Below are 26335 nucleotides of genomic sequence, written 5' to 3'. Positions count from 1 at the left end.
TATGAGAACCGGGCTACAGGAACGCCAGCATGAGGCCGACGGCGATGAACAGCGTGCCGAAGACCCGGTTCATCATCATCAGCCCGCGCGTGGTCCGGGTAAAGCGCTGGAAGGACCGGGCCGCGGCGGCGAAGAAGAACCACATCACGAGGATGTCCACCACCACCACGGTGGCGATCAGGACCAGGTACTGCGGCAGCTGGGGCTGGTCCAGCCGGATGAAGCCGGGCATGAAGGCCAGGAAGAAGACGATCGCCTTCGGGTTGAGCAGGTTGACCCAGAGACCGCGCCGGAACATGGAGAACGCGGGCTCGTTGCGCCGCGACTCTTCGATTTCCGCGCCGCCCGTCGGCTTGGCGAAGAACTGCCGCAGGCCCAGGTAGATCAGGTACACCGCACCCGCGTACTTGATGGCGGCGAACAGCATCGGCGACGTGGACACCAGCAGGCCCAGGCCCAGCGCCACGATCACCACGTGGACGACCAGGGCGGCCTGCTGGCCCAGAATCCCCCAGATGGAACGGCGGAAGCCGGCGTTGAGCGAGTTGCTCATGGTGTTGATGGCGCCGGCGCCGGGGGTGAAGCTGATGACCAGCGTGGCGCCGAGCAGCGCCAGCCATAACGAGATTTGCACCAGATGATCCTACGGTGCGGACCGGCGGGTTTCGGTCAGCGGGACTCGAGCACGGCCATGGCGGCGTTGTGGCCGCCCAGGCCGCTGACCCCGCCGCCGCGCCGCGCGCCGGCCCCGCAGAGCAGGATCCGCTCGTGCGCCGTGCCCACGCCCCAGCGCTGCGCCGGAGTGTCGAGCGGTTCGTCGTCTTCGGCGAACGGCCAGTCCAGGGGGCCGTGGAAGATGCTGCCGCCGGTCAGGTTCAGCTCCCGCTGGAGGTCCAGGGTGGTCTTGGTTTCGATGCACGGCTCTCCGCGTTGATCGCGCAGGATGCAGTCCTCGATCGGCTCGGCGAGTACGGAATTGAGCGAGGCGAGCACGGCGTCCTGCAGCCGCTGCCGCATCGCGTCGTTGTTCGCCTCGGTGATCAGCCGGTGCGGGGTCTGCAGCGTGAACACGGTGAGCGTGTGGGCTCCCGCTGCCTGCAGTTCCGGCGAGAGGATGGACGGGTCGGTCAAGGAGTGGCAGTAGATCTCGGCGGGCAGCGGATCCGGCACCCGGCCCGCGGCCGCTTCGGCGGCGGCCCCTTCCAGCTGCGAGTACAACTCGTTGATGTGGAAGGTGCCGCCGAACGCCGCCTCGGGCGCCACCGAGCCGTCCCGCAGCTTCGGCAGCCGGGACAGCAGCAGGTTCACCTTCGCCTGTGCGCCTTCCGGCGCCGCCTCCGGCCGGGTGGCCGGCCCGGCGCCGGCGGCGGCGAGCAGCCCGTCGAGCACGGCGGGGGAGACGTTGGCGAGCACGCGTTCGGCCGAGACGACGACGCCGCCCGCGCCGCCGTCGTCGTACGTCACCTCTCCCTCGGGGGAGACGGAGGTGACGCGCGTCCGGGTCCGCAGCTCCGCGCCGGCGCTGCGGGCCGCCTTTTCCAGCGCCGCGCTGACCGCACCCATGCCGCCTTCGGGCACGTCCCAGTCGCCGGTACCGCCGCCGATCACGTGGTAGAGGAAGCATTTGTTCTGCTGCAGCGAGGCGTCGTGGGCGCCGGCAAAGGTGCTGATCAGGGCGTCGGTGAGCACCACGCCGCGGACCAGGTCCGAGCCGAAACTGCGCTCGACCGCCTCGCCGATCGGCCGGTCGATGAAGTCGTGCCAGGCCTCGTCGTCGCCGACCCTGCTGCGCACCTCGGAGCGGCGGGGCAGCGGTTCGGTGACGGAGGGCCAGAGGGCCCGGGCCAGCCGGCTGGTGCGCTGATAGAACCCGGTGAAGGGCTCGAAGTCGGTGGCCGCGCCCACGGCGGCGAAGGAGGAGCGGGTGGCGTCCGGGTCCTGGTTGTCCACCAGCAGGCCCGCCGCGGTCCCGGGCAGGGGCGTGTAGGACGAGAAGCGCCGGCGCAGCAGCCGCAGGTCCAGCCGCAGGTCGTCGATGATGCGCCGCGGCAGCAGGCTGACCAGGTAGGAATAGCGCGAGATGCGGGCCCCGGTGCCGGGAAAGACTTCCGCCGACACCGCGGCGCCGCCGACCTGGTCTTCGCGTTCGAGCACGAGCACGCTCCGCCCGGCGCGGGCGAGGTAGGCGGCCGCGACCAGGCCGTTGTGGCCGCCGCCGGCGATGACCACGTCGTAGTGTTCGGGCATGTCAGTCCTTCCGTCCCGCCGGCGGGATCAGGGTTTGCGGGCCAGGATCTCGCCGTTGGGAATCAGGAACCACGCATCCGGGGCAGCGGCCCACGTCAGCCACCCCCGGGCTATCCGTTCCAGCCCGGCCCGGTCGATCAGCCCCCGCTCCAGGGACTGTTCCGCGTAGCCGGAGTGCAGGACCCGCTCCGACCAGACCTCGCCCTGCCAGCGGCGCTGCTCCTCGGTGGCATACAGCCAGTTGGACGACGACGGCGTGATGTCGTGGAAGCCGGCCGCCTGCGCCCACGCGATGAGGTGCCGGCCGGCGTCCGGTTCGGCGCGGTTGCCGCGGGCGAGCTGCTGGTAGGTCTCCATCCAGTCGTCGAGTTCGGGCAGTTCCGGGTACCAGCTCATGCCGTGGAAGTCGGCGTCCCGGACGGCCACGATGCCGCCCGGCTTGACCACCCGCCGCATCTCGTAGAGCGCGGCGACCGGGTCGGTCAGGTGCTGGAGGACCTGGTGCGCGTGCACCACGTCGAAGGTGTCGTCATCGAACTCGAGGTCGTAGATGTTGCCCGCGACGAAGGTGGCGTTCTCGATCCCGCGCAGGGCGGCGAGTTCGGCCGCCTGGGTCAGGACATCGTCGGACCGGTCCAATCCGGTCACCTGTCCCGGGGCCACCCGCTCGGCCAGGTCAACGGTGATGCTGCCCGGGCCGCAGCCCACGTCCAGCAGCATCATCCCGGGCTTGAGCTCCGGCAGCAGGTAGGCCGCGCAGTCCTCGGCGGTCCGGATCGCATGGGCTTTGACCACGCTTTTGTGGTGTCCGTGGGAGTAGACCTCGTCCTTCATAGTGGGAGACTACTCCGCGGCCCCGCGGCCACGTAGCTGCCGTGCCGGAATGTTGCGCTATTTGTCGGCCGACGTGACTTCGGCCGACGCGACTTCGGCACAGGCGGTTTCGGTGGCGGCGATGATGTCCGCCAGGAACGCCGCGAGCCGCTGCCGGTCTTCCGCCGGATAGTCGGAGAGCACCCGGCCGATGTTGCGGGCCAGCGGTGCGAACATGGCGCCGCCGGTGGCGCGGGCCAGGTCCGTCAGCTCCAGGTGCACCTTGCGGCGGTCGGTGTCGCTGCGGGTGCGCTTCACGTGGCCGGAGCGGTCCAGCCGGTCCACCAGCGCGGTGGTCGCCGGCGAGCTGAGGTGCAGCTCGTTCCGCAGGCTGCCCGGAGTCACCGTGCGGCCGTCGGCGGCGGCCCGGACCATCGCGGCCAGGGCGTTGAGGTCGGTGCGGTGCAGGGCGTCCCGCTGGCTGACCGCTTCGATATACCGTTCGCTCTCCACCACGAACTGCTGCAGCAACAGCAGCAGCCGCTCTTCCTTGTGCGCCACGTTCCTCCCTCCGGCAACCTCTCCAAGGATAGTTCACCTGAGGCTTATCTCCACCTTGGAACTACTCTATAGTGGAGCTTGTTTTAGACCGTCGACTGACAGAGGTTCGGTTTCCCATGGCCCGTTGGCTCAGAATGCTCCTGCCCGCCCTGGTGGCGGTTGCCTGGCTCGCCGCCGCGGGCCTGGGCGGACCGACCTTCGGCAAGCTCTCCGAGGTGTCCACCAACGACCAGGCGGGATTCCTTCCGGCCGGAGCCGAATCCACCGCCGCGGGCGAATGGCAGGAGCGGTTCCTGGGCGCCGATGCGGTCCCGGCCATCGTCGTCGTCGAATTCGAGGGCCCGCTCCAGCCGCAGCAGTTGGCGGAGTATGCCCCGCTGGCCGAACGGCTGTCGGAGGCCGTCGGGCCGGGGGGAGGCGGCGCCGCCGGGGTGGCCGGCCCGATTCCGTCCGAAGACCTCGAAGCGGTGCAGTTCATCGTTCCGGTGCCCGAGGACCTGGATACCGGCGAGGTGGTCGCCGGCCTGCGCGCCGTGCTGGCGGCCGAGCTCCCGGCTTCCGCCACGGGCTATGTGACCGGACCGGCCGGTTTCATCGCCGATCTGGTGGAGGCCTTCGGCGGCATCGACGGGCTCCTGCTGGCCGTGGCGCTGGGCGCCGTGTTCGTCATCCTGCTGCTGGTCTACCGCGCGGTCCTGCTGCCGTTTTTGGTCCTGCTCACCTCCGTGTTCGCCCTCTGCGCGGCCATCCTCGTGGTGTACTGGTTCGCCCTGCAGGGCTGGATCCAGCTCAGCGGGCAGAGCCAGGGGATCCTGTTCATCCTGGTGATCGGCGCCGCCACCGACTACGCCCTGCTGCTGACGGCCCGCTACCGCGAGGCGCTGGGCGGGCAGGAGTCGAAATGGGCGGCGATGAGAACCGCCTACCGGGGTTCCGTCGAGCCGATCGCCGCCTCCGGCGCCACGGTGATCCTGGCCCTGCTCTGCCTGCTGTTCTCGGACCTCAACTCCAACCGCAGCCTCGGGCCGATCGCCGCGATCGGCATCGTGTTCGCCGTCCTGGCAGCGCTGACCTTCCTGCCCGCCGTGCTGCTCCTGGCCGGCCGCGCCGCCTTCTGGCCGATCGTGCCCCGCCCCGGCCACCACCTGCACCGCGCGCGGCCCGACCGCCCCGTGGCCGGCACCGAGGGCCTGCGCGGGCTCTGGCTGCAGGTGGCCCGGCTGGTTGCCCGCAGGCCGCGGGTGACCTGGCTGGCTTCGGTGCTGGTCCTGGTGGCCGGGGCGCTGGGCGTGCTGCAATTGCAGGCCCACGGCGTGCCGCAGTCGGAGCTGGTCATGGTGCAGACGGATTCCGCCGACGGGCAGGAGGCCCTGGGCCGGCACTTCGACGCCGGTACCGGCAGCCCCGCCGTCGTCGTCGCCGATGCCGCCGTGCGGGACGAGGTGCTGGACGTGGTCAGCGACCAGGAGGGCGTGGCGTCCGCGGAGTTTTACACCCGCGGCGACGCGGTGGTGGAACTGGACGGCCGGGTGCTGATCAATGCCACGCTCCGGGACGTGCCGGACTCCGAAGCCGCCGAGGGCACCGTTGCCGACCTGCGCGGGGCGCTGGACGGCGCGGATCCGAGCGCGCTGGTCGGCGGCGTCACCGCGGTGGCGCTGGATACCAACCTGACGGCGCAGGCGGACCTGCTGAAGATCACCCCGATGGTGCTGGGCGTCATCCTGCTCATCCTGATCCTGCTGCTGCGCTCGATCCTGGCCCCGGTGCTGCTGGTCCTGTCCGTGGCGCTGTCCTACCTCACGGCCCTGGGGGTCTCGGCGTGGGTTTTCAACCATGTCTTCGGCTTCCCGGGGGCGGATGCGTCGGTGCCGCTGTTCGGCTTCGTGTTCCTGGTGGCGCTGGGCATCGACTACAACATCTTCCTGATGACCCGGGTGCGCGAGGAGTCCCTGCGGCTGGGCACCCGGCCCGGCATCCTGCGGGGGCTGGGCACCACCGGCGGCGTCATCACCTCGGCCGGGGTGGTGCTGGCGGCGACCTTCGCCGCGCTCGCGGTGATCCCGATCCTGTTCCTGGTCCAGTTGGCGTTCATCGTGGCGTTCGGTGTCCTGCTGGACACGGTCCTGGTGCGGTCGCTGCTGATCCCGGCACTTTCCTACGACCTCGGACCGAAAATCTGGTGGCCGGCCAGGCTGTCCCGGCGGGGCCTCTCACGGGACACGGCGGAGCAGAACTTGAGTCCAGCACGCTCAACTTGATTGACAAAGTCCGTCGCCCGAGTAAACTTGAGTGCAGAAGGCTCACATCGGCTGCCGCTCATGCGGTGCCGCCCGGGTACGCCCGGGATGTCGGGCTGCAACAGTAATCAAGGCCGCGAAAGCTGCCGCAAAGGAAGGACACGCGTATGTCTCGTGCAGTAGGTATCGACCTCGGAACCACCAACTCCGTTGTTTCTGTTCTGGAGGGTGGCGAACCCACCGTCATCGCCAACGCCGAGGGTGGCCGCACCACGCCGTCCGTCGTCGCGTTCTCCAAGTCCGGTGAGGTGCTGGTCGGCGAGATCGCCAAGCGCCAGGCCGTGAACAACATCGAGCGCACCATCGCCTCGGTCAAGCGCCACATGGGTACCGACTGGAAGGTCGAGATCGACGGCAAGAACTACACCGCACAGGAAATCTCGGCCCGTGTGCTGCAGAAGCTTAAGCACGACGCCGAGTCCTACCTGGGCGAGAAGGTCACCGACGCGGTGATCACCGTGCCGGCGTACTTCAACGACGCCGAGCGCCAGTCCACCAAGGAAGCCGGCGAAATTGCCGGCCTGAACGTCCTGCGCATCGTCAACGAGCCGACCGCTGCCGCGCTGGCCTACGGCCTGGACAAGGGCAAGGAAGACGAACTCATTTTGGTCTTTGACCTCGGCGGCGGCACCTTCGACGTGTCCCTGCTGGAAGTCGGCAAGGACGAGGACGAGTTCTCCACCATCCAGGTCCGCGCCACCTCGGGCGACAACCGCCTCGGCGGCGATGACTGGGACCAGCGCGTGGTGGACTTCCTGCTGCAGCAGGCCAAGGCCAAGGGCGCCGACCTGTCCAAGGACAAGATCGCCCTGCAGCGCCTGAAGGAAGCGGCCGAGCAGGCCAAGAAGGAACTGTCCTCCGCCTCCTCCACCAACATCTCGCTGCAGTACCTCTCGGTCACGCCGGAGGGCCCGGTGCACCTGGACGAGCACCTCAGCCGTGCGAAGTTCCAGGACCTCACCAAGGACCTGCTGGACCGGACCAAGAAGCCGTTCCACGACGTCATCACGGAAGCCGGCATCAAGGTTTCCGACATCGACCACATCGTCCTGGTCGGCGGTTCCACCCGCATGCCGGCCGTCGTCGAACTGGTCAAGGAAATGGCCGGCGGCAAGGAGCCGAACAAGGGCGTGAACCCGGACGAGGTCGTGGCCGTGGGCGCAGCCCTGCAGGCCGGCGTCCTAAAGGGCGAGCGTAAGGACGTGCTGCTGATCGACGTCACCCCGCTGTCGCTGGGCATCGAGACCAAGGGCGGCATCATGACGCACCTGATCGAGCGCAACACCGCGATCCCGACCAAGCGGTCCGAGACCTTCACCACCGCCGATGACAACCAGCCGTCGGTGGCCATCCAGGTCTTCCAGGGCGAGCGCGAGTTCACCCGCGACAACAAGCCGCTGGGCACCTTCGAGCTGACCGGCATCGCGCCGGCGCCGCGCGGCGTGCCGCAGGTCGAGGTCACCTTCGACATCGACGCCAACGGCATTGTGCACGTGTCCGCCAAGGACAAGGGCACCGGCGCCGAGCAGTCGATGACCATCACCGGCGGCACCGCGCTGTCCAAGGACGACATCGACCGCATGGTGCGGGAGGCCGAAGAGCACGCCGCCGAGGACAAGAAGCGCCGCGAGGCCGCCGACGTCCGCAACTCGGCCGAGCAGCTGGCCTACTCCGTGGACAAGCTGCTCGCCGACAACGACGACAAGCTGCCCGAAGAGGTCAAGACCGAAGTCAAGGCCGACGTCGACGCCCTGAAGTCCGCCCTGGAAAAGCAGGACAACGACGACGAGGTCAAGGCCGCGTTCGAGAAGCTGCAGGCATCCCAGACCAAGCTGGGCGAGGCCATCTACTCGCAGGCGCAGGCCTCCGGCGCGGCCGGTGACGGTGCAGCCGCCGGTGACGGTTCCGCCGAGGCCGGCTCCGGCGCGGCCGACGAGGACATTGTGGACGCCGAAGTGGTCGACGAAGACGAGAAGAAGTAACCATGGCCGAAAAGGGTAACGAAGAAGAACACCAGAGCGAGCCGGTGAACTTCCGCGACAACCGCAAGATCGATCCGGAAACCGGACAGGTCCGCGGCGCCGCGGGAGCCACCGGGAACGCCGGGCAGGCCGCTGGAGATACCTCCGCGGCCGGCCAGGGCGCCGACGCCGACGCGCTGGCCCAGGCGGAGCAGATCCTGAACGGGGCTGAGGTCCCGGCGGGGGAATCTGTTGCCCAGGGGACCACGTCGCAGGAAGCCGAGGAGCTGAAGAACGATCTGCTCCGGCTGCAGGCGGAGTACGTGAACTACCGCAAGCGGGTGGAACGCGACCGCGCCGTGGCCGGCGAGATGGCCGTCATCGGCGTGCTGAACTCGCTGCTGCCCGTCCTGGACGACATCGACGCGGCGCGCCAGCACGGCGATCTCGCGGACGGACCGTTCGCGGCCATTGCCGCCAAGCTGGACGGCGTGCTCAAGACCTACGGCCTGGCCCGCATCGAGGAGACCGGCGTCGAATTCGACCCGAACATCCACGAGGCCTTGATGCAGCAGCCCGACGCCGAGGTGGAAATAGACACCGTCAGCCAGGTCCTGCGCCTGGGCTACAGGGCCGGCGACCGCGTGCTACGCGCCGCCCAGGTAGTGGTAGCCGTACCGGCGGAATGACACCGGCAGGGGGCGCCCCGGCGCCCAGCCGCAGATGACGGGTTGGCCTCCGGACCGCCGGAGGCCAACCCGTCATCGTCCGGGGCTCCCGTGCCCATAGACTTTGTGACAACTGAAAGGAGGCGCCTGCATGGCTAGCCAGGACTGGGTCGAAAAGGACTTCTACAAGATCCTCGGTGTCTCCAAGGACGCGTCCGATGCGGACATCAAGAAGGCGTACCGCAAGCTCGCGCGGACCCACCATCCGGATACCAACCGGGGGGATGAAGGTTCGGAAAAGAAGTTCAAGGACATCTCCGAGGCCTACTCGGTCCTGTCCGACCCCGCGGAGCGCGAGCAGTACGACGCAATCCGCGCCATGGGCAGCGGTGCGCGCTTCAGCGCCGGGGGACCCGGCAGCGCCGGCGGGCCGGGCGCAGGCGGTTTCGAGGACATCTTCGGCAACCTGTTCGGCCAAAGTACCCGCACCCGCGCCGGCTCCGGGGGCACCGTGCCGCCGGAGTTCGCCGATCTGTTCGGCGGGTTCGGCGGTTTCCCGCAGCAGCAGCCGCCGCGCAGGGGCGCCGACCGCACCGCGACCACCAGCATTTCCTTCGCCGGTTCCATCAACGGCACCACCATCGGGTTGCGCGAGCCTAGCGGCGAGGTGATTGACGTGCGGATCCCGGCCGGGATTAAAGACGGCCAGAAGGTCCGCGTCCGCGGCAAGGGCCAGGCCGGCCCCGCCGGCGCGGGCGACCTGATGGTGACCGTCAACGTCAAGCCACACCCGTTCTTCCAGCGCGACGGCGACAACATCAGGATCCACGTCCCGGTCACGTTCCCGGAGGCCGCGCTGGGCGCACAGATCGACGTGCCGACCCTGACCGGCGAATTCGTCAAGGTCAAGATCCCGGCAGGGACACCCTCCGGCCGGACGCTCCGCGTGAAGGGACGCGGGGTGAAGACCTCGAAGAACACCGGCGACCTGCTCGTGACCATCGACGTGGTGGTCCCGCAGAACCTGGGGAAAGAGGCCGAAGACGCAGTCAACGCCTTCGCGGCGGCGACCGCCGGGTCCGACCCGCGCGGAAACCTTGCCGCCAAGGCCAGGCTGTAGCGGGACGTTACGACAGGTCGGGACAGTCCGGACGGGAAACGCGCGAAGCGCAGGAGGGAGAGCACCATGAGCATCGATATGAACGCGCCGATCTTCGTGATTTCGGTGGCGGCCGAACTGGCGGACATGCACCCGCAGACCCTGCGCCAGTACGACCGTCTCGGCCTGGTCTCTCCGTCGCGCCAGCGAGGCAGGCAGCGCCGCTATTCGCAGAAGGACGTCAACACCCTGCGCGAGGTCCAGCGGCTGTCCCAGGAAGGCGTCTCGCTGGAAGGGATCAAGCGCATCCTCCAGCTGGAGAACGAGGTCGCCGCCCTCAAGGCCCAGGTCCGGGACCTCTCCGAGGAACTGATGGCCCGGCAGCGCCGGGGCACCGACTCCAGCCGGGTGTTCGCCGCCGGCCTCGCCGGGGACGTGGTGACGCTGGCCCGCGGCCAGCGGCCGCGTCCGCGCAGCCAGGCGCTGATGGTCTGGCGTCCGCAGCGCTGACCCGCCCGGCTGCCGGCGCCCGTGATCGAACGCCCGCAGCTGCCGGCCCCGGGCTGCCGGCCTGGGGCGGGCGGCTGCGGGCAGGATGGCGGCGTGGAGCTACTTAATCATTTCGCCGTGGGGGGCGACGACATACCAGACGTCGTTCACGCCCTGTCCGGTCGTGTCTCCCGGTGCCTTGTCCTGCGCCCAGTAGTAGATGGGCATGCCGTTCAGGGTCACCTGCTGTTGCCCGTCCGGGGTGTCGATGAGGCCCACCTCCGCGGTGACCCCGTCGAGTTCCGGCTCTTCCTCGGCCAGGACGGGCGGCCATGCGGCCAGGCAGTCTCCCGTGCAGGCGCTCTCGCCTGAGTCCGGGACGTCTTTGGTGAAGTAGTAAACGGTCATGCCTTCGCCGTCCACCACGATGTCGCCCAGGTCGGATTCGGCCGTGGTCAGGGTAGAGGCGGGCCCGGATGCCTGCGCGCCGCCGGTCTCCCCGCCGTCTGTCTCCGGCGCCGCCGGCGTCGTCCTTCCGGGCGCGCCCGTCGTCGGCGCCTCGCCTGCCGGCGGTGCCTCCGGGCCGGCAGGCGTTTCCGTACCCGAGCCGCCGCCGCACCCGGCGAGGCCCAGCATGGCGGCGGCCAGCAGGGCTGTCGCGGCTGTCTGTGTGATGTTCATGGGGGTTCCTTTGCCGTCTCCCGGGCGGGCCCGGAGCGTGGTGCCGCGGGGCGCGGCCCGCTATTGGCAAAGACGCCGGCCGCGCCCACAATGGTTCAACGTCGGGCGGGGTGAATCCCGCGGGCTGGATGAACCGGAACGCCGCCGCCGTCGTCGTACCCGGTAGGACGCCGCGTGGAACGCTGCGCGGGGACGTTCCGCCGCCGGTGGGCGGCCGGGGCTGCCGGGAGGAAGGAGGCGGCCGTGGCATTGGACGACGAGGCCGTGGCCCGCCTCTACCGCGACCATGCCACGGCCCTGCGCCGGTTCGTGCGCGCGGCGACCTCCGACGCGGACCAGGTGGAGGACGTGGTGCAGGAGACGATCCTGCGGGTGTGGAAGCGCGGCCCGGAAACCGACAACATGCGCGGCTACCTCTACCAAACCGCCCGTCACGTCATTATCGACGGCTACCGGCGCCGCACCCGGCGGCCGGGCGAGACCGGCCTGGGCGAGGACGAGCCGGCCAGCGAAGAAGACCAGTTGGAGCGGCTCCTGCTCCGCGTGGTCATGGAGGAAGCGCTGGCACGCATCAGCCCCGAGCACCGCAACATTATCCTCGCCCTGCACTACCAGCGGCTCACGTCGTCCGAAGCCGCCCGGTCGCTGGGCATTCCGCTGGGCACGGTGAAGTCGCGGGCGTTCTACGCGGCCAAGGCCCTGCGCGCCGTGCTGGACGAGATGGGGGTGGGACAGCCGTGAACGCCAACGAGGAACTGCACCAACTGCTCGGCCTCTACGTGCTGGGCGGGCTGGACCGCGCCGAGCGGGCGGGCTTCGAAGAACACCTGGCCTTCTGCCCCCAGTGCCGCCGGGAGGCCGCGGAGCTGGAAACGCTGCCCGACCTGCTGGACGCGCTGCCGCGCGAGGCCGCGTTGGAGCTGGCGGCGCCGCCGCAGCACGAAGTCGAGGAACGCACCCGGGAACTGGTGGGCGAACTGGCCCGCCGGCGGCGGAAAGAGCGACGGCGGTGGGCCGGCGTGGTGGCCGCCGCGGCGGGCGTGTGCCTGGTCGCCGGGGCGGCCATCGGGCCGCTGCTGACCCAGCAGCAGCCGCCGGCGACGGAGAGTTACGTGATGACCGCCGACGGCGGCCTGCAACTGGAACTGGCGCTGGTGCACAAGGCCTGGGGCACCGAGATGCGGGTAGCCGGGGAGCAGCTGCCCCGGGACGGCCTGCTCACCCTGTGGGTGACCGGAGACACCGGCTACACCTATCAGGTGGCCTCCTGGCAGGCGACGCCGGCGGGCCGCGCCACGCTCACCGCAGCCTGCGCCATGGCCACCGACGAGATCGTCCAGGTGGAACTGCGCAACGGGGCGGACGCAACGCTGGCGGCCGTGGCCACGGACTGAGCAGAGCAGGCCCGGCAGCACGGCCCCGGACATCAGTCCCGGCGGTAGGCGAGGTCGAAGATCATCCGGCCTGCGTCGTGGGCCTTCTGCTCGAAGCTGGTCATGGTCCGGCCGTCGAAGCGGGGCGCCCAGCCGCCGTGCTCGTCCATGCCTTCACCGGTGCTGGCGTTGCCGGTACTGACCGGGATCTTGCCTTCGCGCACCGGGGCGCCGCCCACTACGCCTTCCACGCCGCTTTCCCAGACCTGGGTCAACGGGCTGTCCTTGCCGGTGCGCTCGCCGGCATGCAGGTTGCGGAAGTCCGCCGAGGCATCCGCGACGCGGCGCATCTGGATCGCGTAGTCAGACCAGTCGGTGGCCAGCCGCCAGACCCCGCCCGGCTGCAGGACGCGGGCGGCGAGGTCCGCGAAGCTCTCCTGCACCAGCCGGCGTTTGTGGTGGCGGGTCTTGTGCCACGGGTCGGGAAAGAACACCCAGAGTTCGGCCACCGAGGACTCTGGCAGCATGGTCGCGAGGGCGTCAGGCGCGTTGACCTGCGCCACCCGCACGTTGGACAGGCCGTGCTGGCCGATCCGCAGCAGGGTCTGCGCCAGCCCCGGCCGGTAGACCTCCAGGGCCAGGAAGTTCCACTCCGGATGCTGCTCCGCGGCATGGCAGACGGCCTCGCCGAGGCCGGATCCGATCTCCACCACCAGGGGCGCCTCGCGTCCGAATGCCGCCGCCGGGTCGAAGACATAGTCCGGGTCCACGGTGGTGTCGCCGCCGTGGCGCGGGAGGTCCACGGCGAACCTGGGGCCGTAGTCGTCCCAGGCCTGCTGGCGGCGGCCCTGCAGCCGTGAGCCGCGGCGCACAAAGCTGACCGGACGGGCAAGGTGGGTGGGCTGCGTGGGGCGCGCACCGTCGTCGTTCGCGGGAAAATCAGGGGTGGGGGAGTCGCTGGTCATCCCCACCAGAGTATCGCCCGTGCGCGGCCGGCCCGGACGTGCTGCTAGACTGGTGCTACTCGGAGGCGCAGTTTGACGCGTTTCCCTGCGTCGATGAACGCTTTCAATTGCGCCGCCGCTTTCCGTCTAACGACGTGACCGGACAGGTCCGGGCGGTTGGCACTGTCTGATTTTTCTTCGGCGACCCTGGGCTAACCTGCCGCGGGGACACTGACCGGAAGACATTCTCACTTTCTTATGACTACTTTTGTTGCCCTTGGCGTGCCCAAGGCCCTTGCTTCGAAGCTCGCTGCCACTGGCATTGACGCCCCGTTCCCCATTCAGACCGAGACGCTGCCCGATACGCTGGCCGGCCGGGACGTGCTGGGCCGCGGCCGCACCGGCTCCGGCAAGACGCTCGCGTTCGCGCTGCCGCTGGTCGCCAGGCTCGCCGAGCGCGAGGCCGCCCATTTCCGCAAACCCGGACGCCCGCTGGGCCTGGTCTTGGCGCCGACCCGTGAGCTGGCCACCCAGCTCAACAACACCATTGAGCCGCTGGCGGCCGAGCTGGGCCTGAACACCACGGTGATCTACGGCGGCGTCTCGCAGCAACGCCAGGAAAAGGCGCTGCGCGCCGGCGTCGACATTGTGATTGCCTGCCCGGGCCGGCTCGAAGACCTGATGAAGCAGAAGATCATCACGCTGGAATCGGTGGAAATCACCGTCCTGGACGAGGCCGACCACATGGCGGACCTGGGCTTCCTGCCCGTCGTGAAGAAGCTGCTGGACACGACCCCGGCGGGCGGGCAGCGCATGCTGTTCTCCGCGACCCTGGACAACGGCGTGGACAAGCTGGTGCAGCGTTACCTGTCCAGCCCCCTGACCCACTCCGTGGACGACCCGCAGGCCGCGGTCACCACCATGGAACACCACGTGCTGGTGACCCGCGATGCCTCCGAAAAGAAGCAGGTGCTCAACCGGCTGGCCGCCGGTGCCGGGCGCCGCGTGCTGTTCACCCGCACCAAGCACCACGCCCGCAAGCTGGCCAAGGCCCTCACCGCCGCCGGCATCCCGGCGGTGGACCTGCACGGGAACCTGTCGCAAAACGCCCGCGACCGCAACCTCGCCGAGTTCTCCTCCGGCCATGTGCGCGTGCTGGTCGCCACGGACGTGGCCGCCCGCGGCGTGCACGTGGACGAGGTGGAACTGGTGATCCACGTGGATCCGCCCACCGAACACAAGGCGTACCTGCACCGTTCCGGCCGCACCGCCCGCGCCGGTTCCGACGGCACCGTCGTGACCCTGGCGCTGCCGGAACAGCGGCTGGAAGTCGGCAAGCTGATGAAGGCCGCCGGCGTGGACGTCGCCTTCGAAAGCGTCACCGCGTCCTCGGAACTGCTGGCGAAACTGGTGGGCGAGGTGGCCGCACCGGTCGATCCGCAGTTGCGGGCCCAGCAGCAGGCAGCGAACCTGCCGCAGCACGGCGGCGGCACCTCCACCGGCGCCAACGCCCAGCGCAAGCGGGCCATGCGGTCCGGCGGCCGCGGCGGACGGACCCGTACCGGTGAAGCCCGCCAAACCTCCGGCGCCGCACGCGCCGGCGGTCCGGAGAACGGCCAGCGCCAGCCGGCCCGCGGCGAAAACCGCGGCCAGGCCGGCAGGGACGTTGCGGCCCGCAGCCATGGCAGCCATCGCAGCGCCGCCGGAGCGGATTCCGCCGGGCGCCGCGGCCAGTCGGGCACCGGTGCAGGCGGCCGCAGCTCGGGACCGGCCCGTTCCGGCGCCCCGGCCCGGTCGGGCGGCGCACAGCGCACCGCCGGCGGCCCGCAGCGCTCCACGGCCGGCGGCACCCGCCCGGTCTTCCGGTCGGAGACCCCGGCTGCCGAGCGTCCGGCCCGCCGCGGCCCGCGCCGCGCCACGGCACCGGCTTCGCAGGAAAAGCGCCGGACAAGCTAAGCCGAGCCCAGAGCCGAAGGCCGCAGGGCGGTCCCCTCCGTACGGAAGGGGCCGCCCTGCGGCCTCTTTGGTTTCCGGACAGGGGAAGTCTTGTCGTGCCGGGAGCCGCGCTGTGGGTGCTCCACCGACGACCCGCGCCCCAACAGCACCTCGGGGGACACTCAGGGGCATCCCGTATGGCGGCCGACCGCGTCCGCCGCCAGAATGGTGGGATGAAGGCACTCCTGAACGTTATCTGGCTCCTGTTCGGCGGCATCTGGCTGGCGCTGGGCTACTTCCTGGCCGGCATCGTCTGCTGCCTGCTGATCGTGACGATCCCGTTCGGCATTGCGTCGTTCCGCATCGCGGGCTACGCGCTGTGGCCGTTCGGCCGCATGGTGGTGGACCGCGGCGGGCGCACCTACTTCATGTCCACCCTGGGGAACATCATCTGGCTGCTGGTCGCCGGCATCTGGATCGCGATCGGGCATGTGCTGACGGCGGTGGCGCAGGCGATCACCATCATCGGCATCCCGCTGGCGATCGCCAACCTCAAGATGATTCCGGTGTCCCTGACGCCGCTGGGCAAGCAGATCGTGCCCACCGACCGGGCGTTCCCGGGCTACATTCCCGGCTACCAGCCGGGCGCCGTTGGCTGGCGTTGACCGTTACTTGGCGCTGACCGGTCGATGCTGCCGGCCGGCCACGAGGCCACAAGGGCGGTTACTCGATCTGCAACCGGCGGCTGTCGCTGAGCCCCGGCGTGCGGCGGGCCGATGCCGGCACCACAAAACGCCGTCCGGTGACCACCGTGGGAACGATGCGGACGAAATTGTTCTTTTCGCCCGACTGCCAGGGGAACAGCGGCAGCATTGCCGACTCCAGGACGTCCTCGATGCTGTTCATCCGCTGGGCGCTGCCGCGCGCGACGGCGCTCCAGGCGACGCCGGTGGCCGGGTCGAAGCCGTCCACCTCGAGCACCACTTCGCCGGCGAGGGCGGCGTCGAGCTTGGTTCCCGGGGCGGAGCGGAACACGATGCTGCCGTGGTCCACGACGTAATTGACCGGAAAGATCTCCGGGTGGGAATCGACGACGACTCCGAGCCGGCCGAAGTCGGCGCTGCGGAACAATTTCCAGCAATCGGCCACAGGCAGCTGCGTCGTCGAAGGCATCTCGTTCGCGGTGCTCATGGCATCAGTCTATTGATCCCTGACAGGCTGGGATAGGGCGCGCATCCCGCCGGCCGGGTGCGGTTGCGGGTCGCCGGCGCGGCCCGAAATTCACCCGCGGAGGTGGTGCACTGGGTCCCATTTTGTGTTGGAATTACCACACGAGCCGCACGCGGCTGAAGGAGACGGCCGGGCATCCATCTGGCTTTTGGGGAGGGCAGTGCCTGTGCCAGAGGAGGAGCGCTGCCATGTCCGAACTATCTCCTGATCTGTCCGGCGAGTGGCGGTTCGACCCGGCGCATACCCGGATCGGATTTTCCACCCGGCATGCCATGGTGACCAAAGTCCGCGGGGCGTTCAACGACGTGGAAGGCATCATCCAGGCCGACGTGGACAACCCGGCCAATTCGTCCGTCAAGGTCACGATCAAGGTCGCCAGCATCGATACCCGCAGCCCGCAACGCGACGAACATCTGCGCACGAACGACTTCTTCGATGCGCCGAACTATCCGGAGATTACGTTCGTCAGCACCCGCATCGATCAGGTGGAAAGCGCAAACTTCATTGTGAACGGCGACCTGACCATCCGCGGCATCACCAAGCAGGTGGCGGTTCCTATTGACTTCATCGGCGTGGAGCGGGACCCGGGCGGGCAGCTCCGGGCGGGCTTTGAGGGCTCCCGGCGCATCGACCGGCAGGAGTTCGGGGTCAAATGGAACACTGCCCTGGACTCGGGCGGCATGCTCGTGTCGGACCGCGTGATGCTTGAGTTCGAGGTCTCCGCCGTCAAGGTCGAGGACGCCGCCGCGCAGTAGGGAACCGGTGCCGTAAGGACCCGGTGCGATCGGATGCCCCGCCGCCCTCAGTCCCCGGCCGGATAGACCGAGACCAGTGCCGCGAACCCTCGGCCGCTGACCTCGGCCGCCACCGAGCCGACCACGGTGTCATAGGGATTCAGCGGCTGGGCGGTGCCGCCCGACGTTGCCTGCGCCTGGCCCTGCAGCAGCATCAGGTACTGTCCGTCCGCCAGCCGCAGCGGCTGTTTCTTCGAGAGCTCGACGATCAGCAGGCCGGCGCCCCAGGTCCCGCGGCGGGTCATGACGTTCAGCGCACGGCAGGGCCCGGTGGGCAGGCTGCAGTCCGTGCTGCTGCCGCCGTCGAACCGGAACGGTCGGTAGCGTTCCATCCGGTGCTGGCTGCCGTCCACGGTCAGGAAGGCGACGTCGCCGTCCACGATGGTGAATATCCGGTCCACGCCCGGATATTCGGAGAAGCTGCCGTCCGACGTGATGTCCGCCAGGCTTAACCGCCAGCCGGGGAGCCCGTCCGCGCCGACGTCGCCGGCCGCCAGTTGCCTGGTGGTGCCGCCGCCGTTCCGCCACCGCTGTTCCTTGAGCGCGGCTGCGCGAATGATCTCCACTGGGACTCCTTGACCGGATGTTAAAGCTGCCGGTCCCAGTTCAGCACATAAGCGTCCTGGTAGCCGTCCGGGCCGCTGACCGCCGCGGCCTCGTTCCGTTCGAACCCCAGCGACGTGACGATGCGCAGGGACGCGGTGTTGCCCGGATGGACCAGCGCCAGGATGGGCGGCAGTTCCAAAAACTCGTTGACATGGGCCACGACGGCAACCACCGCCTCGCGCCCGTAGCCGCGGTGCCACACGGCGGGGTCGAAACGGTAGTAGAGATTGAGCACCGGGCGGCCGGACAGTGCCACGTGCTTGACGCCGGCAAAGCCGATGGGGTCTTCATGGCCGGGCAGGCGGACGGCAAAGTAGCCCACGCCGTGGTCCTCCCACTGCCTTTCCCAGCGCTGGAAAAGGCCCTCGGCTTCCTCGTTCCAAATGAGCGCGTCGGAAGGATTGAACCTCGTGGTGCGCCGGTCGGAGAGGATCCGAAACATGGCACTGATGTCCTCCGGCGTCGGCTGGTTCAGCAGCAGCCGGGCAGTTTCCAACATGGTTTCCGTCAGGGCCACCTCCGTTCCGCTTCCTGTACGTCCCCGCTACAGCCTATTCGCCGGACGTCCTTCCGGGCAGGGGTGCCGGAGCGACAAGATGGTGGTGGACAAGCAGGCTCCGGTGGCGGGGAAACACGCTTTGCACCCTGTGGATAACTTTACATGCAAAGTTGAGTGCAGTAGACTCAACTTAGTTTCAGGGCCGGCACTAACAGGGCTGGCCAGATCCATTCCGGAGCGAACGGAGATTTGTGTTGGACGCTAAATTCACCACCAAGAGCCAGGAAGCGCTGTCGGCCGCGGCCATGAACGCCTCGACGGCGGGCAATCCGCAGATCGAGCCCGCCCACCTGCTCAAGGCCCTGATGGATCAGCGGGAGGGCGTGGCCGTCGCCGTGCTGAAGTCCGCCGGGGCCGATCCGGACTCGGTGAGTGTCCAGGCGAGCACCGCGATCAGGGCCCTGCCGTCGTCGTCGGGATCCTCCGTGGCGCAGGCGCAGTACTCCCGGGGCCTGCTCCAGGCGGTGAAGGCCGCCCAGCAGGAGGCGGAGAAGCTGGGGGACTCCTTCGTCTCCACCGAGCATCTGCTGCTGGGCCTCGCGGCCGACAACGCCGCCGTCGGGAAGATCCTGCGCGACGCCGGTGCCTCCCACGAAGCCCTCCTCGCCGCCCTGCCGGGCGTGCGCGGAGACCGGAAGGTCACCAGCGCCGATCCGGAGAACACCTTCCAGGCGCTGGAGAAGTTCGGCACCGACCTGACCGCCATCGCGCGCGCCGGGAAGCTGGATCCGGTGATCGGCCGGGACGCGGAAATCCGCCGCGTGGTCCAGGTGCTCTCGCGCCGCACCAAGAACAACCCCGTGCTGATTGGCGAACCCGGGGTCGGCAAGACCGCCGTGGTGGAGGGCCTGGCCCAGCGGATGGTGGCAGGCGACGTGCCTGAATCGCTGCGCGGCAAGACGCTGATGTCGCTGGACCTCGCGGCCATGGTGGCCGGCGCCAAGTACCGGGGCGAGTTCGAGGAACGGCTGAAGGCCGTGCTGGAGGAGATCAAGAACTCGGACGGGCAGATCGTCACCTTCATCGACGAGTTGCATACCGTCGTCGGCGCGGGGGCCTCCGAAGGCTCGATGGACGCCGGCAACATGCTCAAGCCGATGCTGGCCCGCGGCGAGCTGCGGCTGATCGGCGCCACCACGCTGGACGAGTACCGCGAGAACATCGAGAAGGATCCGGCGCTGGAGCGGCGCTTCCAGCAGGTCTACGTGGGGGAGCCGAGCGTCGAGGACACCATCGGCATCCTGCGCGGGCTCAAGGAGCGCTACGAGGCGCACCACAAGGTATCGATCGGGGACTCTGCCCTGGTGGCCGCCGCGACGCTGTCGAACCGCTACATCTCCGGCCGGCAGCTGCCGGACAAGGCCATCGACCTGGTGGACGAGGCCGCCTCCCGGCTGCGGATGGAGATCGATTCGGCGCCCGAGGAGATCGACCAACTGCGCCGCGCCGTCGACCGGCTCACCATGGAGGAACTGGCGCTGGCCAAAGAGACGGACGAGGCCTCCCGGGAACGGCTGGAGGCGCTGCGTGCCGACATGGCCGACAAGAAGGAGCAGCTGGCGGCCCTGAACTCCCGGTGGGAGGCGGAGAAAGCCGGGCTGAACCGGGTGGGCGACCTGAAGGCCAAGCTGGACGAGCTGCGCTCGCAGGCCGACAAGTCCCAGCGCGAGGGCGACCTGGCCGAGGCCTCCCGGATCCTGTACGGGGAAATCCCCACGCTCGAAAAGGATCTGGCCCAGGCACAGGCGGCCGAGGAACAGGGCGGCGCGGGCCGGGACCAGATGGTCTCCGAGGAGGTGACCGCCGACGACATCGCCGAGGTCATCTCCGCGTGGACCGGCATCCCCGCCGGCCGTATGCTGCAGGGCGAGAGCCAGAAGCTGCTGCAGATGGAGGAACACATCGGGTCGCGGCTGATCGGCCAGTCCAAGGCGGTTGCCTCGGTCGCGGACGCGGTACGGCGCGCCCGGGCGGGCATCAGCGACCCGGACCGGCCCACCGGCTCGTTCCTCTTCCTGGGTCCCACCGGCGTCGGCAAGACCGAGTTGGCCAAGGCGCTGGCGGACTTCCTGTTCGACGACGAACGGGCCATGGTCCGGATCGACATGAGCGAGTACGCGGAAAAGCACTCCGTGTCGCGCCTGGTGGGCGCCCCTCCGGGCTACGTGGGCTACGAAGAAGGCGGCCAGCTGACCGAGGCCGTCCGGCGCCGTCCCTACTCCGTGGTGCTGCTGGACGAGGTGGAGAAGGCCCATCCCGAGGCCTTCGACATCCTCCTGCAGGTGCTCGACGACGGACGCCTCACCGACGGGCAGGGCCGCACCGTGGACTTCCGCAATGTGATCCTGGTGCTGACCTCCAACCTCGGCTCGCAGTTCCTCGTGGACCAGACCATGGACGCGGACACGAAGCGCGAAGCGGTCCTGAACGTGGTGAACGCCAGCTTCAAGCCGGAGTTCCTCAACCGGCTGGATGACGTGATCATCTTCGACCCGCTGAGCATCGAGGAACTCTCCCGGATCGTGGATCTGCAGGTGGCGGCGCTGGCTGCGCGGCTGGCCGAACGCCGGCTGACCCTCGAGGTCACGGAGGCGGCCCGCGAGTGGCTGGCCCTGACCGGCTTCGATCCCGCCTACGGCGCCCGGCCGTTGCGCCGACTGGTCCAGCGCGAGATCGGCGACAAGCTGGCCCGCGGCCTGCTCGCGGGCGCGATCAGCGACGGCGACACCGTGCTGGTGGATGTGCCGGAGATCGACGTCGACGGCGGGGCCGGCGGCCTGATCGTGCAGTCGAAGGTGGGGGCGGTCCGGGGCTGACCTGAGCAGCCCCGGAGAGTCCCGGGAGAAGTCCGGCGGCCCCGCCAAGGCGGGCCGCCGGACAGTTCTGTGTCGGGTTACTGGTCGACCAGCGACCCGGTGATCTCCTCGCCCTCCTCGGCGATCTTAAAGCAGTCGATCCGGCGATCGCCCTGCGCCCACGTCTCCTTCGAAGGCATGCCGTAGGAGTCCTTGATATCCGGCTGGTCGGCCGCGGAGTCGTTGAGGGCGACGGCCGTGCAGACCTCCTGTGCCTTGATGTTCAGTTCGTCGGCGCCCGGGAACTCTTCGTCGTCCCCGTAGGAGAAGGTGCCCACCAGCTGCGCCGTATGCGGCGTGTCGCAGGTGACGACGGTTGCCTCCTGCATGACGGCCTCGAAGTCAGTGAAGCACTGGCCCTGCTGGAAATCGAACGGCGAGACGTTCTCCGCGACGACTCCGTCGCCGTTGGGCGTCTCGGCGGCGGTCTGCGACGACGCCGGACTGGCCGCCCCGCCGGCAGGCGAGCCGCTGGTCAGGCTGGAGACGATCATGGCGATAATCACGATGGCCACAATGACGACCGCGCCGATGATGACCAGCGGCTTCCAGTCCATTTTCCGCGCCGGGCCCGCGGCGGGATCGCCGGACGCTTCGTCACCGGTCCCGCTGCGGCGCAGGCCGTCGGCGGCGGTGGAGTACCACTTCTTCTCCGGCGCGGAGCCGTCGGTGCCGGACGGCGCGGACTCCCAGGCCGACGGCGGGACGGCCGCAGCCGGTGATGCCGGCGCCCCGGTCGCGGCGGCGGCCCCGGGGTCGGGGTTGCGAGCGGCCCCGGGGTCGGGGTTGCGAGCCGCGTCGGGCTTCGAGGTTTCCGGCGTGCCAGTGACCGCGGTGGCCCCGCGGGCAGGTTGCGGCGCGTCGGGCGCCGGTGCTCCCGGCGCGGCGGCCCCGCGGGCGGGCTTCGGAGCCGCGTCCCGTACCGGGGTTTCCGCCGCTGTCGGGTCGCCGGCCGGGGCCTCGCCCGCCGGGCCCTGGTCGCCGGCGGGTGCTCCCGCGGGCGCGGTGCCGCGGGCCTTGATGGCGCGGTCCTCCCGGGCGCCGCCCACCAGTTGGCCGGCGGCATCGGCTTCCTTCTCCACCTCTTCGGCTTCGGCGGCAGCTTTGGCCAGGTCGGCCTCGGTCGCGGCATCCTCGCTGATGCGCGCCTGTCCCAGTGTTGGCTCGGCCAGCTCCACCTCGTCCGCGCTGACGTGCAGGCTGGGGTCGGGTACCTCGAGGCTCTCGAGGCTCTCGGGGCGCTCCAGCGGAGGCCTCCCGTCGTCGTCAGGCCGCTTGTCCTGTTCGCTCATGGGGAAACTTGCCTTCCGTGCGTGTTGTCCTCCGGGAGAAGGGGAGAACCGGTCCACGATGACTTTAGCCAACAATCCCGCGTCGCCGCACGATTTAGTTGTTTCGGGGTCCGGGCGGGCCCCCTCGCGGGCACTGTCCGCGTGCCACGAGCGGTCGTGAAAACCATGTACCCTATAGGTACGACAGAATTGATCAATTATTCCGGGACCTCGTGCGCCAGTCGTGCGACCACTTCCGGATCGACGTACAAAGGGGGTCACGCCATGGGGCGCGGCCGTCAGAAGGCAAAAGCAACCAGGCAGGCCCGGGACATGAAGTATTTCAGCCCGGCCACTGACTTGACTGCTCTCCAGCGCGAACTCGGCGCTGCGAAACGCCATAACTCCGACACGTTTTCCGAGGAGCCATATGAGCCGGACTACTCGGACTACGAGGACAAGTACGCAGATCAGTACGACGACGACGAAGACCACGGCAGCCGAAACGTAGGCTAGCCGGCTTCGGTCGTTTCTTCCCGGACGGGATCACGCACCAGCCTCACCCTCCCGCACCCTCATGGGGTGGCCGATCGGCGGGGGCGCATGGCGTGCGCGGAAGTGCCTGCCCGGACTCCCGGACTCAGGCGCCGGACCGCTGCGGCTCCGGGGCGTCCGTCAGGGCCCACACGTCGACCACCCGGCGATGCTTCGGGTCTCCGTCAGGACGCATGTCCACCAGCGCCGCCTGGCCCACGTGGACGGTGTCGCCAGCGTGGAGCCGGCCTTCTACCTGATGGCTGACGTGCGGGCGGAAGTTCTCCCGCAGGTGGTGCGGACTCAGCAGGTGGACCTCATCGCCCAGCGCGTCGAGCAGGCTGTCATGCAGCAACTGCAGCTGTGGTTCCGGCTCTACGAGCGAGACCGGCACGGATCCGCCCCGGCCGAAGAACGCGTCGGCACCGATGCGCACGTCACACCCCGGGCAGCCGGAGAAAGCCCGGCCGACGCGTTCCCTGACGGCCACGGCCGGCTCCCGCGTATCGAAGCGGGCCAGCGTGATGTGCAGCGGCCACCGGCTGCGCGGGAACGTGTAGCCGGCGGTCACCGGCCTGACGAACGCCACCACCACGTACGCACCCATCCGTCCAGTGTGCCACCCGGGCCAGCCGGCCGGTATGCCGGACAAAACCGCCCCCGCACCGTCGCGTTCGCGGTGCAGGGGCGGGCCGGTGTGCGGGCGGGCTAGGCGTAGGAGTTCACCAGGTGGACGGCACCGCCGTCGACGCCCTTGGCGCCCTGGACATAATCGATGCCGCCGAGGGACGGATCGGCGGGACCGACCTGGCCCATCACCCACGCGGGCACGCCGCGCTCATTCAGGCGCTGCAGGGCGGCATCGGCACCGGCGCGGTCCACAATGGCAACCATGCCGACGCCGAGGTTCAGCGTCCGTTCCAGGTCGGCCTGCGGGACGTTGCCCAGTTCGCCGATGAGCTTGAAGATGGCCGGCAGCTCCCAGGCGGAACGGTCCACGGTGGCCATGAGTCCCTGCGGCAGCACGCGCGCGAGGTTCGCGGCCAGGCCGCCGCCGGTGACGTGGCTGAAGCCGTGGACGCCGGCTGCTTCGTAGCGTGCCAGGTCCAGGCAGTCTGCCGCGTAGACGCGGGTGGGCTCCAGGAGTTCCTCGCCCAGTGTCCGGCCGAATTCGCTGACCTGCCGGTCCAGCGCCCAGCCGGCATGGTTGATCACCCGGCGAACCAGCGAATACCCGTTGGAATGGAGGCCCGAGGAGGCCATGCCGATGACGACGTCCCCGTCCTTGACCCGCTCCGGGCCCAGCAGGTCGTCGGCCTCGACCAGGCCGGTGGCGGCGCCGGCAACGTCGTATTCGTGTTCGCCCAGCAGGCCGGGGTGCTCGGCGGTCTCCCCGCCCACCAGCGCGGTGCCGGCCACCTCGCAGGCGGCGGCGATGCCGCGCACGATGTCGGCGATCCGCTCCGGGACCACCTTGCCGCAGGCGATGTAGTCGGTCATGAACAGCGGCTCCGCCCCGACCACCACGATGTCGTCCACCACCATGCCGACCAGGTCGAAGCCGATGGTGTCGTGGATGTCCATGGCCTGGGCGATGGCGACCTTGGTGCCCACTCCGTCGGTGGAGGTGGCCAGCAGTGGCTTGCGGTACTTCAGCAGTGCCGAAACGTCGTACAGGCCGGCGAAACCACCGACCCCGCCGATGACGTTGGCGTTGTGAGTGGCCTTGATGGCCCCCTTCATCAGCTCGACGGCCTTGTCTCCGGCCTCTACGTCGACGCCGGCGCTGGCGTAGGTGATCTGGCCCTGTTCGGGGGAGGTCATACTCGCTCTTTCTTGTCGTCGGCGGTCAGGAGCTTCTCCAGTTCCGAATCCGGCCCGGGGTCGCACGAGCCGTGTTCCTGGTCCGCCTCGCCGCGTTCCAGCAGGTTCTTGCCCAGGCGGTCGGCGGTGGGCAGTTCGATCGGATACTCGCCCGTGAAACACGCGGTGCACAGCCGCTCGCGGGGCTGTTCGGTCGCCTCGATCATGCCCTCTTCGGAGATGTATCCCAGGCTGTCGGCGCCGAGTGACGCCCTGACATCTTCGACCCCGATGCCGTTCGCGATCAGCTCGGCCCGGCTGGCGAAGTCGATGCCGTAGAAGCACGGCCACTTGATGGGCGGAGACGAGATGCGCACATGCACCTCGGCCGCACCTGCTTCACGCAGCATCCGGACCAAGGCCCGCTGGGTGTTGCCGCGGACGATCGAATCGTCAATCACCACCAGCCGTTTGCCCTGCACCACCGACCGCAGCGGGTTCAGCTTCAACCGGATGCCGAGCTTGCGGATGGTCTGGCTGGGCTGGATGAAGGTCCGGCCCACGTAGGCGTTCTTGACCAGTCCCTGGCCGTAGGGGATGCCCGACGCCTCGGCATAGCCGATGGCGGCCGGGGTCCCGGATTCCGGCGTCGGAATCACCAGGTCGGCCTCGGCCGGGTGTTCCTTGGCCAGCTTCCGGCCCATCTCCACGCGGGCAGCGTGGATGCTGCGGCCGTTGATGGACGTGTCCGGGCGGGCCAGGTAGACGTATTCGAAGACGCAACCGGCAGGCTTTTTCTCGGCGAAGCGCTGGGAGCGCAGGCCGTTCTCGTCGATGGCGATGAATTCGCCGGGTTCGACTTCGCGGACGAAGGATGCGCCCACGATGTCCAGCGCCGCGGTCTCGGAGGCGACCACCCAGCCACGCTCCAGCCGGCCCAGCACCAGCGGGCGGACCCCGGCCGGGTCGCGGGCGGCGTACAGCGTGCCTTCGTCCATGAAGGTAAAGCAGAAAGCGCCGCGCAGCTTGGGCAGCAGCTCCAGCGAACGTTCCTCGAGGGTCTGGCCCTCCTCGCCCGCCATGAGCGCGGTGACCAGCGCGGTGTCCGTGGTGTTGCCCTGGGCCAGCTCGCCGCGGTCGGGCTTGCCGAACTTCTCCAGCACCTTCTCGTACAGCTCGGCGGAGTTGGTCAGGTTGCCGTTGTGGGCCAGCGCGACGGTGCCCGTGGCGGTGGCGCCCAGCGTCGGCTGCGCATTCGCCCACGTGGATCCGCCGGTGGTGGAGTAGCGGCAATGGCCGACGGCGATGTGCCCGCTCAGCGTGTTGAGGGTGGTCTCGTCGAAGACTTGGGACACCAGGCCCATGTCTTTGTAGACATTGATGCGTTTGCCGTCGCTGGTGGCAATACCGGCGGACTCCTGTCCGCGGTGCTGCAGGGCGTACAGGCCGTAGTAGGTAAGTTTTGCTACTTCTTCGCCGGGTGCCCAGACGCCGAAAACGCCACAGGCGTCCTGGGGTCCCTTTTCACCGGGGAGAAGTTCATGGGAGAGTTTTCCGTCACCGCGTGCCACCCGCCCATTCTCTCATGCACCCCGCCGCTCGGGCGCACCGA

The 26335-nt window shown here is 69.3% G+C and carries 25 protein-coding genes; 12 read left to right on the top strand and 13 right to left on the bottom strand.

Features of this window, described 5'->3' with window-relative positions:
- Window positions 1-13: 13 nt before the first annotated feature.
- The 4 genes from AC5RVZ_RS06305 to AC5RVZ_RS06290 are packed head-to-tail and all read right to left on the bottom strand — an operon-like array spanning window position 14 to window position 3621.
- The gene (locus AC5RVZ_RS06305; protein ID WP_494064929.1) at window positions 14-634 is read right to left on the bottom strand and encodes a LysE family transporter; all 621 of its coding nucleotides are present in this window, start codon (window positions 632-634) and stop codon (window positions 14-16) included.
- Between the two features lie 35 nt (window positions 635-669).
- Window positions 670-2247, bottom strand: coding sequence for a phytoene desaturase family protein (locus AC5RVZ_RS06300; protein WP_494064928.1), 1578 nt, complete (start codon window positions 2245-2247; stop codon window positions 670-672).
- Between the two features lie 27 nt (window positions 2248-2274).
- Complete coding sequence (locus AC5RVZ_RS06295; protein WP_494000697.1) at window positions 2275-3081, bottom strand: class I SAM-dependent methyltransferase; 807 nt, start codon at window positions 3079-3081, stop codon at window positions 2275-2277.
- Window positions 3082-3138: 57 nt separating this feature from the next.
- Window positions 3139-3621, bottom strand: coding sequence for a MarR family winged helix-turn-helix transcriptional regulator (locus tag AC5RVZ_RS06290; protein WP_494064927.1), 483 nt, complete (start codon window positions 3619-3621; stop codon window positions 3139-3141).
- Between the two features lie 116 nt (window positions 3622-3737).
- Here AC5RVZ_RS06290 and AC5RVZ_RS06285 point away from each other — a divergent pair, with 116 nt between their 5' ends.
- The 5 genes from AC5RVZ_RS06285 to AC5RVZ_RS06265 all read left to right on the top strand — a co-directional run bounded on the left by AC5RVZ_RS06285 (window position 3738) and on the right by AC5RVZ_RS06265 (window position 10159).
- Window positions 3738-5882, top strand: coding sequence for an MMPL family transporter (locus AC5RVZ_RS06285; RefSeq protein WP_494064926.1), 2145 nt, complete (start codon window positions 3738-3740; stop codon window positions 5880-5882).
- A gap of 146 nt (window positions 5883-6028) precedes the next feature.
- Window positions 6029-7903 carry a molecular chaperone DnaK gene (gene dnaK, locus AC5RVZ_RS06280; protein ID WP_494064925.1) on the top strand — a complete coding sequence of 625 codons (1875 nt, stop codon included), beginning with the start codon at window positions 6029-6031 and terminating at the stop codon, window positions 7901-7903.
- 2 nt (window positions 7904-7905) lie between these two features.
- On the top strand, window positions 7906-8571 hold the full coding sequence (locus tag AC5RVZ_RS06275; RefSeq protein WP_494064924.1) for a nucleotide exchange factor GrpE: 666 nt from the start codon (window positions 7906-7908) through the stop codon (window positions 8569-8571).
- A gap of 130 nt (window positions 8572-8701) precedes the next feature.
- Window positions 8702-9670 (top strand): DnaJ C-terminal domain-containing protein, encoded by a 969-nt coding sequence (locus tag AC5RVZ_RS06270; protein ID WP_494064923.1) that lies wholly within the window; start codon window positions 8702-8704, stop codon window positions 9668-9670.
- A 66-nt stretch (window positions 9671-9736) separates the two neighbouring features.
- On the top strand, window positions 9737-10159 hold the full coding sequence (locus AC5RVZ_RS06265; RefSeq protein WP_493978112.1) for a heat shock protein transcriptional repressor HspR: 423 nt from the start codon (window positions 9737-9739) through the stop codon (window positions 10157-10159).
- Window positions 10160-10258: 99 nt separating this feature from the next.
- On the opposite strand, the gene AC5RVZ_RS06260 is transcribed toward AC5RVZ_RS06265, so the two are convergent.
- Complete coding sequence (locus tag AC5RVZ_RS06260; RefSeq protein ID WP_494064922.1) at window positions 10259-10819, bottom strand: COG4315 family predicted lipoprotein; 561 nt, start codon at window positions 10817-10819, stop codon at window positions 10259-10261.
- Window positions 10820-11062: 243 nt separating this feature from the next.
- On the opposite strand from AC5RVZ_RS06260, the gene AC5RVZ_RS06255 reads away from it, so the two are divergent.
- Window positions 11063-11560 (top strand): sigma-70 family RNA polymerase sigma factor, encoded by a 498-nt coding sequence (locus AC5RVZ_RS06255; protein ID WP_494064921.1) that lies wholly within the window; start codon window positions 11063-11065, stop codon window positions 11558-11560.
- Window positions 11557-12213, top strand: a complete 657-nt coding sequence (locus AC5RVZ_RS06250) for a zf-HC2 domain-containing protein (protein ID WP_494064920.1) — start codon at window positions 11557-11559, stop codon at window positions 12211-12213. Before AC5RVZ_RS06255 ends, AC5RVZ_RS06250 begins: the two co-directional genes overlap by 4 nt.
- Before the next feature lie 32 nt (window positions 12214-12245).
- Here the strand turns inward: AC5RVZ_RS06250 and trmB are convergent, their stop codons facing one another.
- A complete protein-coding gene (gene trmB, locus AC5RVZ_RS06245) occupies window positions 12246-13157 on the bottom strand; it encodes a tRNA (guanosine(46)-N7)-methyltransferase TrmB (protein WP_494064919.1) in 912 nt (303 codons plus the stop codon).
- Window positions 13158-13394: 237 nt separating this feature from the next.
- On the opposite strand from trmB, the gene AC5RVZ_RS06240 reads away from it, so the two are divergent.
- Window positions 13395-15092, top strand: a complete 1698-nt coding sequence (locus tag AC5RVZ_RS06240) for a DEAD/DEAH box helicase (protein WP_494064918.1) — start codon at window positions 13395-13397, stop codon at window positions 15090-15092.
- Between the two features lie 212 nt (window positions 15093-15304).
- On the top strand, window positions 15305-15736 hold the full coding sequence (locus AC5RVZ_RS06235) for a YccF domain-containing protein (RefSeq protein WP_494064917.1): 432 nt from the start codon (window positions 15305-15307) through the stop codon (window positions 15734-15736).
- Window positions 15737-15794: 58 nt separating this feature from the next.
- On the opposite strand, the gene AC5RVZ_RS06230 is transcribed toward AC5RVZ_RS06235, so the two are convergent.
- Window positions 15795-16262: a pyridoxamine 5'-phosphate oxidase family protein gene (locus AC5RVZ_RS06230; protein WP_494064916.1), complete on the bottom strand. Its 468-nt coding sequence runs from the start codon at window positions 16260-16262 to the stop codon at window positions 15795-15797.
- A gap of 227 nt (window positions 16263-16489) precedes the next feature.
- Here AC5RVZ_RS06230 and AC5RVZ_RS06225 point away from each other — a divergent pair, with 227 nt between their 5' ends.
- A complete protein-coding gene (locus AC5RVZ_RS06225) occupies window positions 16490-17056 on the top strand; it encodes a YceI family protein (RefSeq protein ID WP_494000684.1) in 567 nt (188 codons plus the stop codon).
- Window positions 17057-17103: 47 nt separating this feature from the next.
- On the opposite strand, the gene AC5RVZ_RS06220 is transcribed toward AC5RVZ_RS06225, so the two are convergent.
- Together AC5RVZ_RS06220 and AC5RVZ_RS06215 are read right to left on the bottom strand one after the other, a co-directional pair.
- Window positions 17104-17661, bottom strand: coding sequence for a HutD/Ves family protein (locus AC5RVZ_RS06220; protein ID WP_494064915.1), 558 nt, complete (start codon window positions 17659-17661; stop codon window positions 17104-17106).
- Window positions 17662-17681: 20 nt separating this feature from the next.
- Window positions 17682-18218, bottom strand: a complete 537-nt coding sequence (locus tag AC5RVZ_RS06215) for a GNAT family N-acetyltransferase (RefSeq protein ID WP_494064914.1) — start codon at window positions 18216-18218, stop codon at window positions 17682-17684.
- A gap of 236 nt (window positions 18219-18454) precedes the next feature.
- Here AC5RVZ_RS06215 and clpB point away from each other — a divergent pair, with 236 nt between their 5' ends.
- A complete protein-coding gene (gene clpB / locus AC5RVZ_RS06210; RefSeq protein ID WP_494065502.1) occupies window positions 18455-21076 on the top strand; it encodes an ATP-dependent chaperone ClpB in 2622 nt (873 codons plus the stop codon).
- A gap of 77 nt (window positions 21077-21153) precedes the next feature.
- Here clpB and AC5RVZ_RS06205 read toward each other — a convergent pair whose 3' ends face one another.
- A complete protein-coding gene (locus AC5RVZ_RS06205) occupies window positions 21154-22407 on the bottom strand; it encodes a septum formation family protein (RefSeq protein ID WP_494064913.1) in 1254 nt (417 codons plus the stop codon).
- A gap of 264 nt (window positions 22408-22671) precedes the next feature.
- On the opposite strand from AC5RVZ_RS06205, the gene AC5RVZ_RS06200 reads away from it, so the two are divergent.
- A complete protein-coding gene (locus AC5RVZ_RS06200; RefSeq protein ID WP_493978099.1) occupies window positions 22672-22902 on the top strand; it encodes a DUF3073 domain-containing protein in 231 nt (76 codons plus the stop codon).
- A gap of 124 nt (window positions 22903-23026) precedes the next feature.
- Here AC5RVZ_RS06200 and AC5RVZ_RS06195 read toward each other — a convergent pair whose 3' ends face one another.
- The 3 genes from AC5RVZ_RS06195 to purF all read right to left on the bottom strand — a co-directional run bounded on the left by AC5RVZ_RS06195 (window position 23027) and on the right by purF (window position 26294).
- Window positions 23027-23527 carry a 2'-5' RNA ligase family protein gene (locus AC5RVZ_RS06195; RefSeq protein ID WP_494064912.1) on the bottom strand — a complete coding sequence of 167 codons (501 nt, stop codon included), beginning with the start codon at window positions 23525-23527 and terminating at the stop codon, window positions 23027-23029.
- A 101-nt stretch (window positions 23528-23628) separates the two neighbouring features.
- Window positions 23629-24744, bottom strand: coding sequence for a phosphoribosylformylglycinamidine cyclo-ligase (gene purM / locus AC5RVZ_RS06190; protein WP_494064911.1), 1116 nt, complete (start codon window positions 24742-24744; stop codon window positions 23629-23631).
- Window positions 24741-26294, bottom strand: coding sequence for an amidophosphoribosyltransferase (gene purF / locus AC5RVZ_RS06185; protein WP_494064910.1), 1554 nt, complete (start codon window positions 26292-26294; stop codon window positions 24741-24743). The genes purM and purF overlap by 4 nt, the downstream gene beginning before the upstream one ends.
- Between the last annotated feature and the right edge of the window lie 41 nt (window positions 26295-26335).

The organism is Arthrobacter sp. Cza30, assembly GCF_059090765.1.
Note: the sequence above shows the minus strand (reverse complement) of the source record. Positions and strands in the feature narration are given on the sequence as shown.

What these genes read in the sequence shown, in the direction of transcription:
- AC5RVZ_RS06230 (WP_494064916.1), bottom strand. Translation starts at nt 16,262, where the DNA reads ATGAGCACCGCGAACGAGATGCCTTCGACGACGCAGCTGCCTGTGGCC.
- AC5RVZ_RS06260 (WP_494064922.1), bottom strand. Translation starts at nt 10,819, where the DNA reads ATGAACATCACACAGACAGCCGCGACAGCCCTGCTGGCCGCCGCCATG.
- AC5RVZ_RS06205 (WP_494064913.1), bottom strand. Translation starts at nt 22,407, where the DNA reads ATGAGCGAACAGGACAAGCGGCCTGACGACGACGGGAGGCCTCCGCTG.
- AC5RVZ_RS06200 (WP_493978099.1), top strand. Translation starts at nt 22,672, where the DNA reads ATGGGGCGCGGCCGTCAGAAGGCAAAAGCAACCAGGCAGGCCCGGGAC.
- AC5RVZ_RS06300 (WP_494064928.1), bottom strand. Translation starts at nt 2,247, where the DNA reads ATGCCCGAACACTACGACGTGGTCATCGCCGGCGGCGGCCACAACGGC.
- AC5RVZ_RS06285 (WP_494064926.1), top strand. Translation starts at nt 3,738, where the DNA reads ATGGCCCGTTGGCTCAGAATGCTCCTGCCCGCCCTGGTGGCGGTTGCC.
- AC5RVZ_RS06275 (WP_494064924.1), top strand. Translation starts at nt 7,906, where the DNA reads ATGGCCGAAAAGGGTAACGAAGAAGAACACCAGAGCGAGCCGGTGAAC.
- AC5RVZ_RS06295 (WP_494000697.1), bottom strand. Translation starts at nt 3,081, where the DNA reads ATGAAGGACGAGGTCTACTCCCACGGACACCACAAAAGCGTGGTCAAA.
- purM (WP_494064911.1), bottom strand. Translation starts at nt 24,744, where the DNA reads ATGACCTCCCCCGAACAGGGCCAGATCACCTACGCCAGCGCCGGCGTC.
- dnaK (WP_494064925.1), top strand. Translation starts at nt 6,029, where the DNA reads ATGTCTCGTGCAGTAGGTATCGACCTCGGAACCACCAACTCCGTTGTT.
- AC5RVZ_RS06225 (WP_494000684.1), top strand. Translation starts at nt 16,490, where the DNA reads ATGTCCGAACTATCTCCTGATCTGTCCGGCGAGTGGCGGTTCGACCCG.
- AC5RVZ_RS06240 (WP_494064918.1), top strand. Translation starts at nt 13,395, where the DNA reads ATGACTACTTTTGTTGCCCTTGGCGTGCCCAAGGCCCTTGCTTCGAAG.
- trmB (WP_494064919.1), bottom strand. Translation starts at nt 13,157, where the DNA reads ATGACCAGCGACTCCCCCACCCCTGATTTTCCCGCGAACGACGACGGT.
- AC5RVZ_RS06235 (WP_494064917.1), top strand. Translation starts at nt 15,305, where the DNA reads ATGAAGGCACTCCTGAACGTTATCTGGCTCCTGTTCGGCGGCATCTGG.
- AC5RVZ_RS06270 (WP_494064923.1), top strand. Translation starts at nt 8,702, where the DNA reads ATGGCTAGCCAGGACTGGGTCGAAAAGGACTTCTACAAGATCCTCGGT.
- AC5RVZ_RS06265 (WP_493978112.1), top strand. Translation starts at nt 9,737, where the DNA reads ATGAGCATCGATATGAACGCGCCGATCTTCGTGATTTCGGTGGCGGCC.
- AC5RVZ_RS06195 (WP_494064912.1), bottom strand. Translation starts at nt 23,527, where the DNA reads ATGGGTGCGTACGTGGTGGTGGCGTTCGTCAGGCCGGTGACCGCCGGC.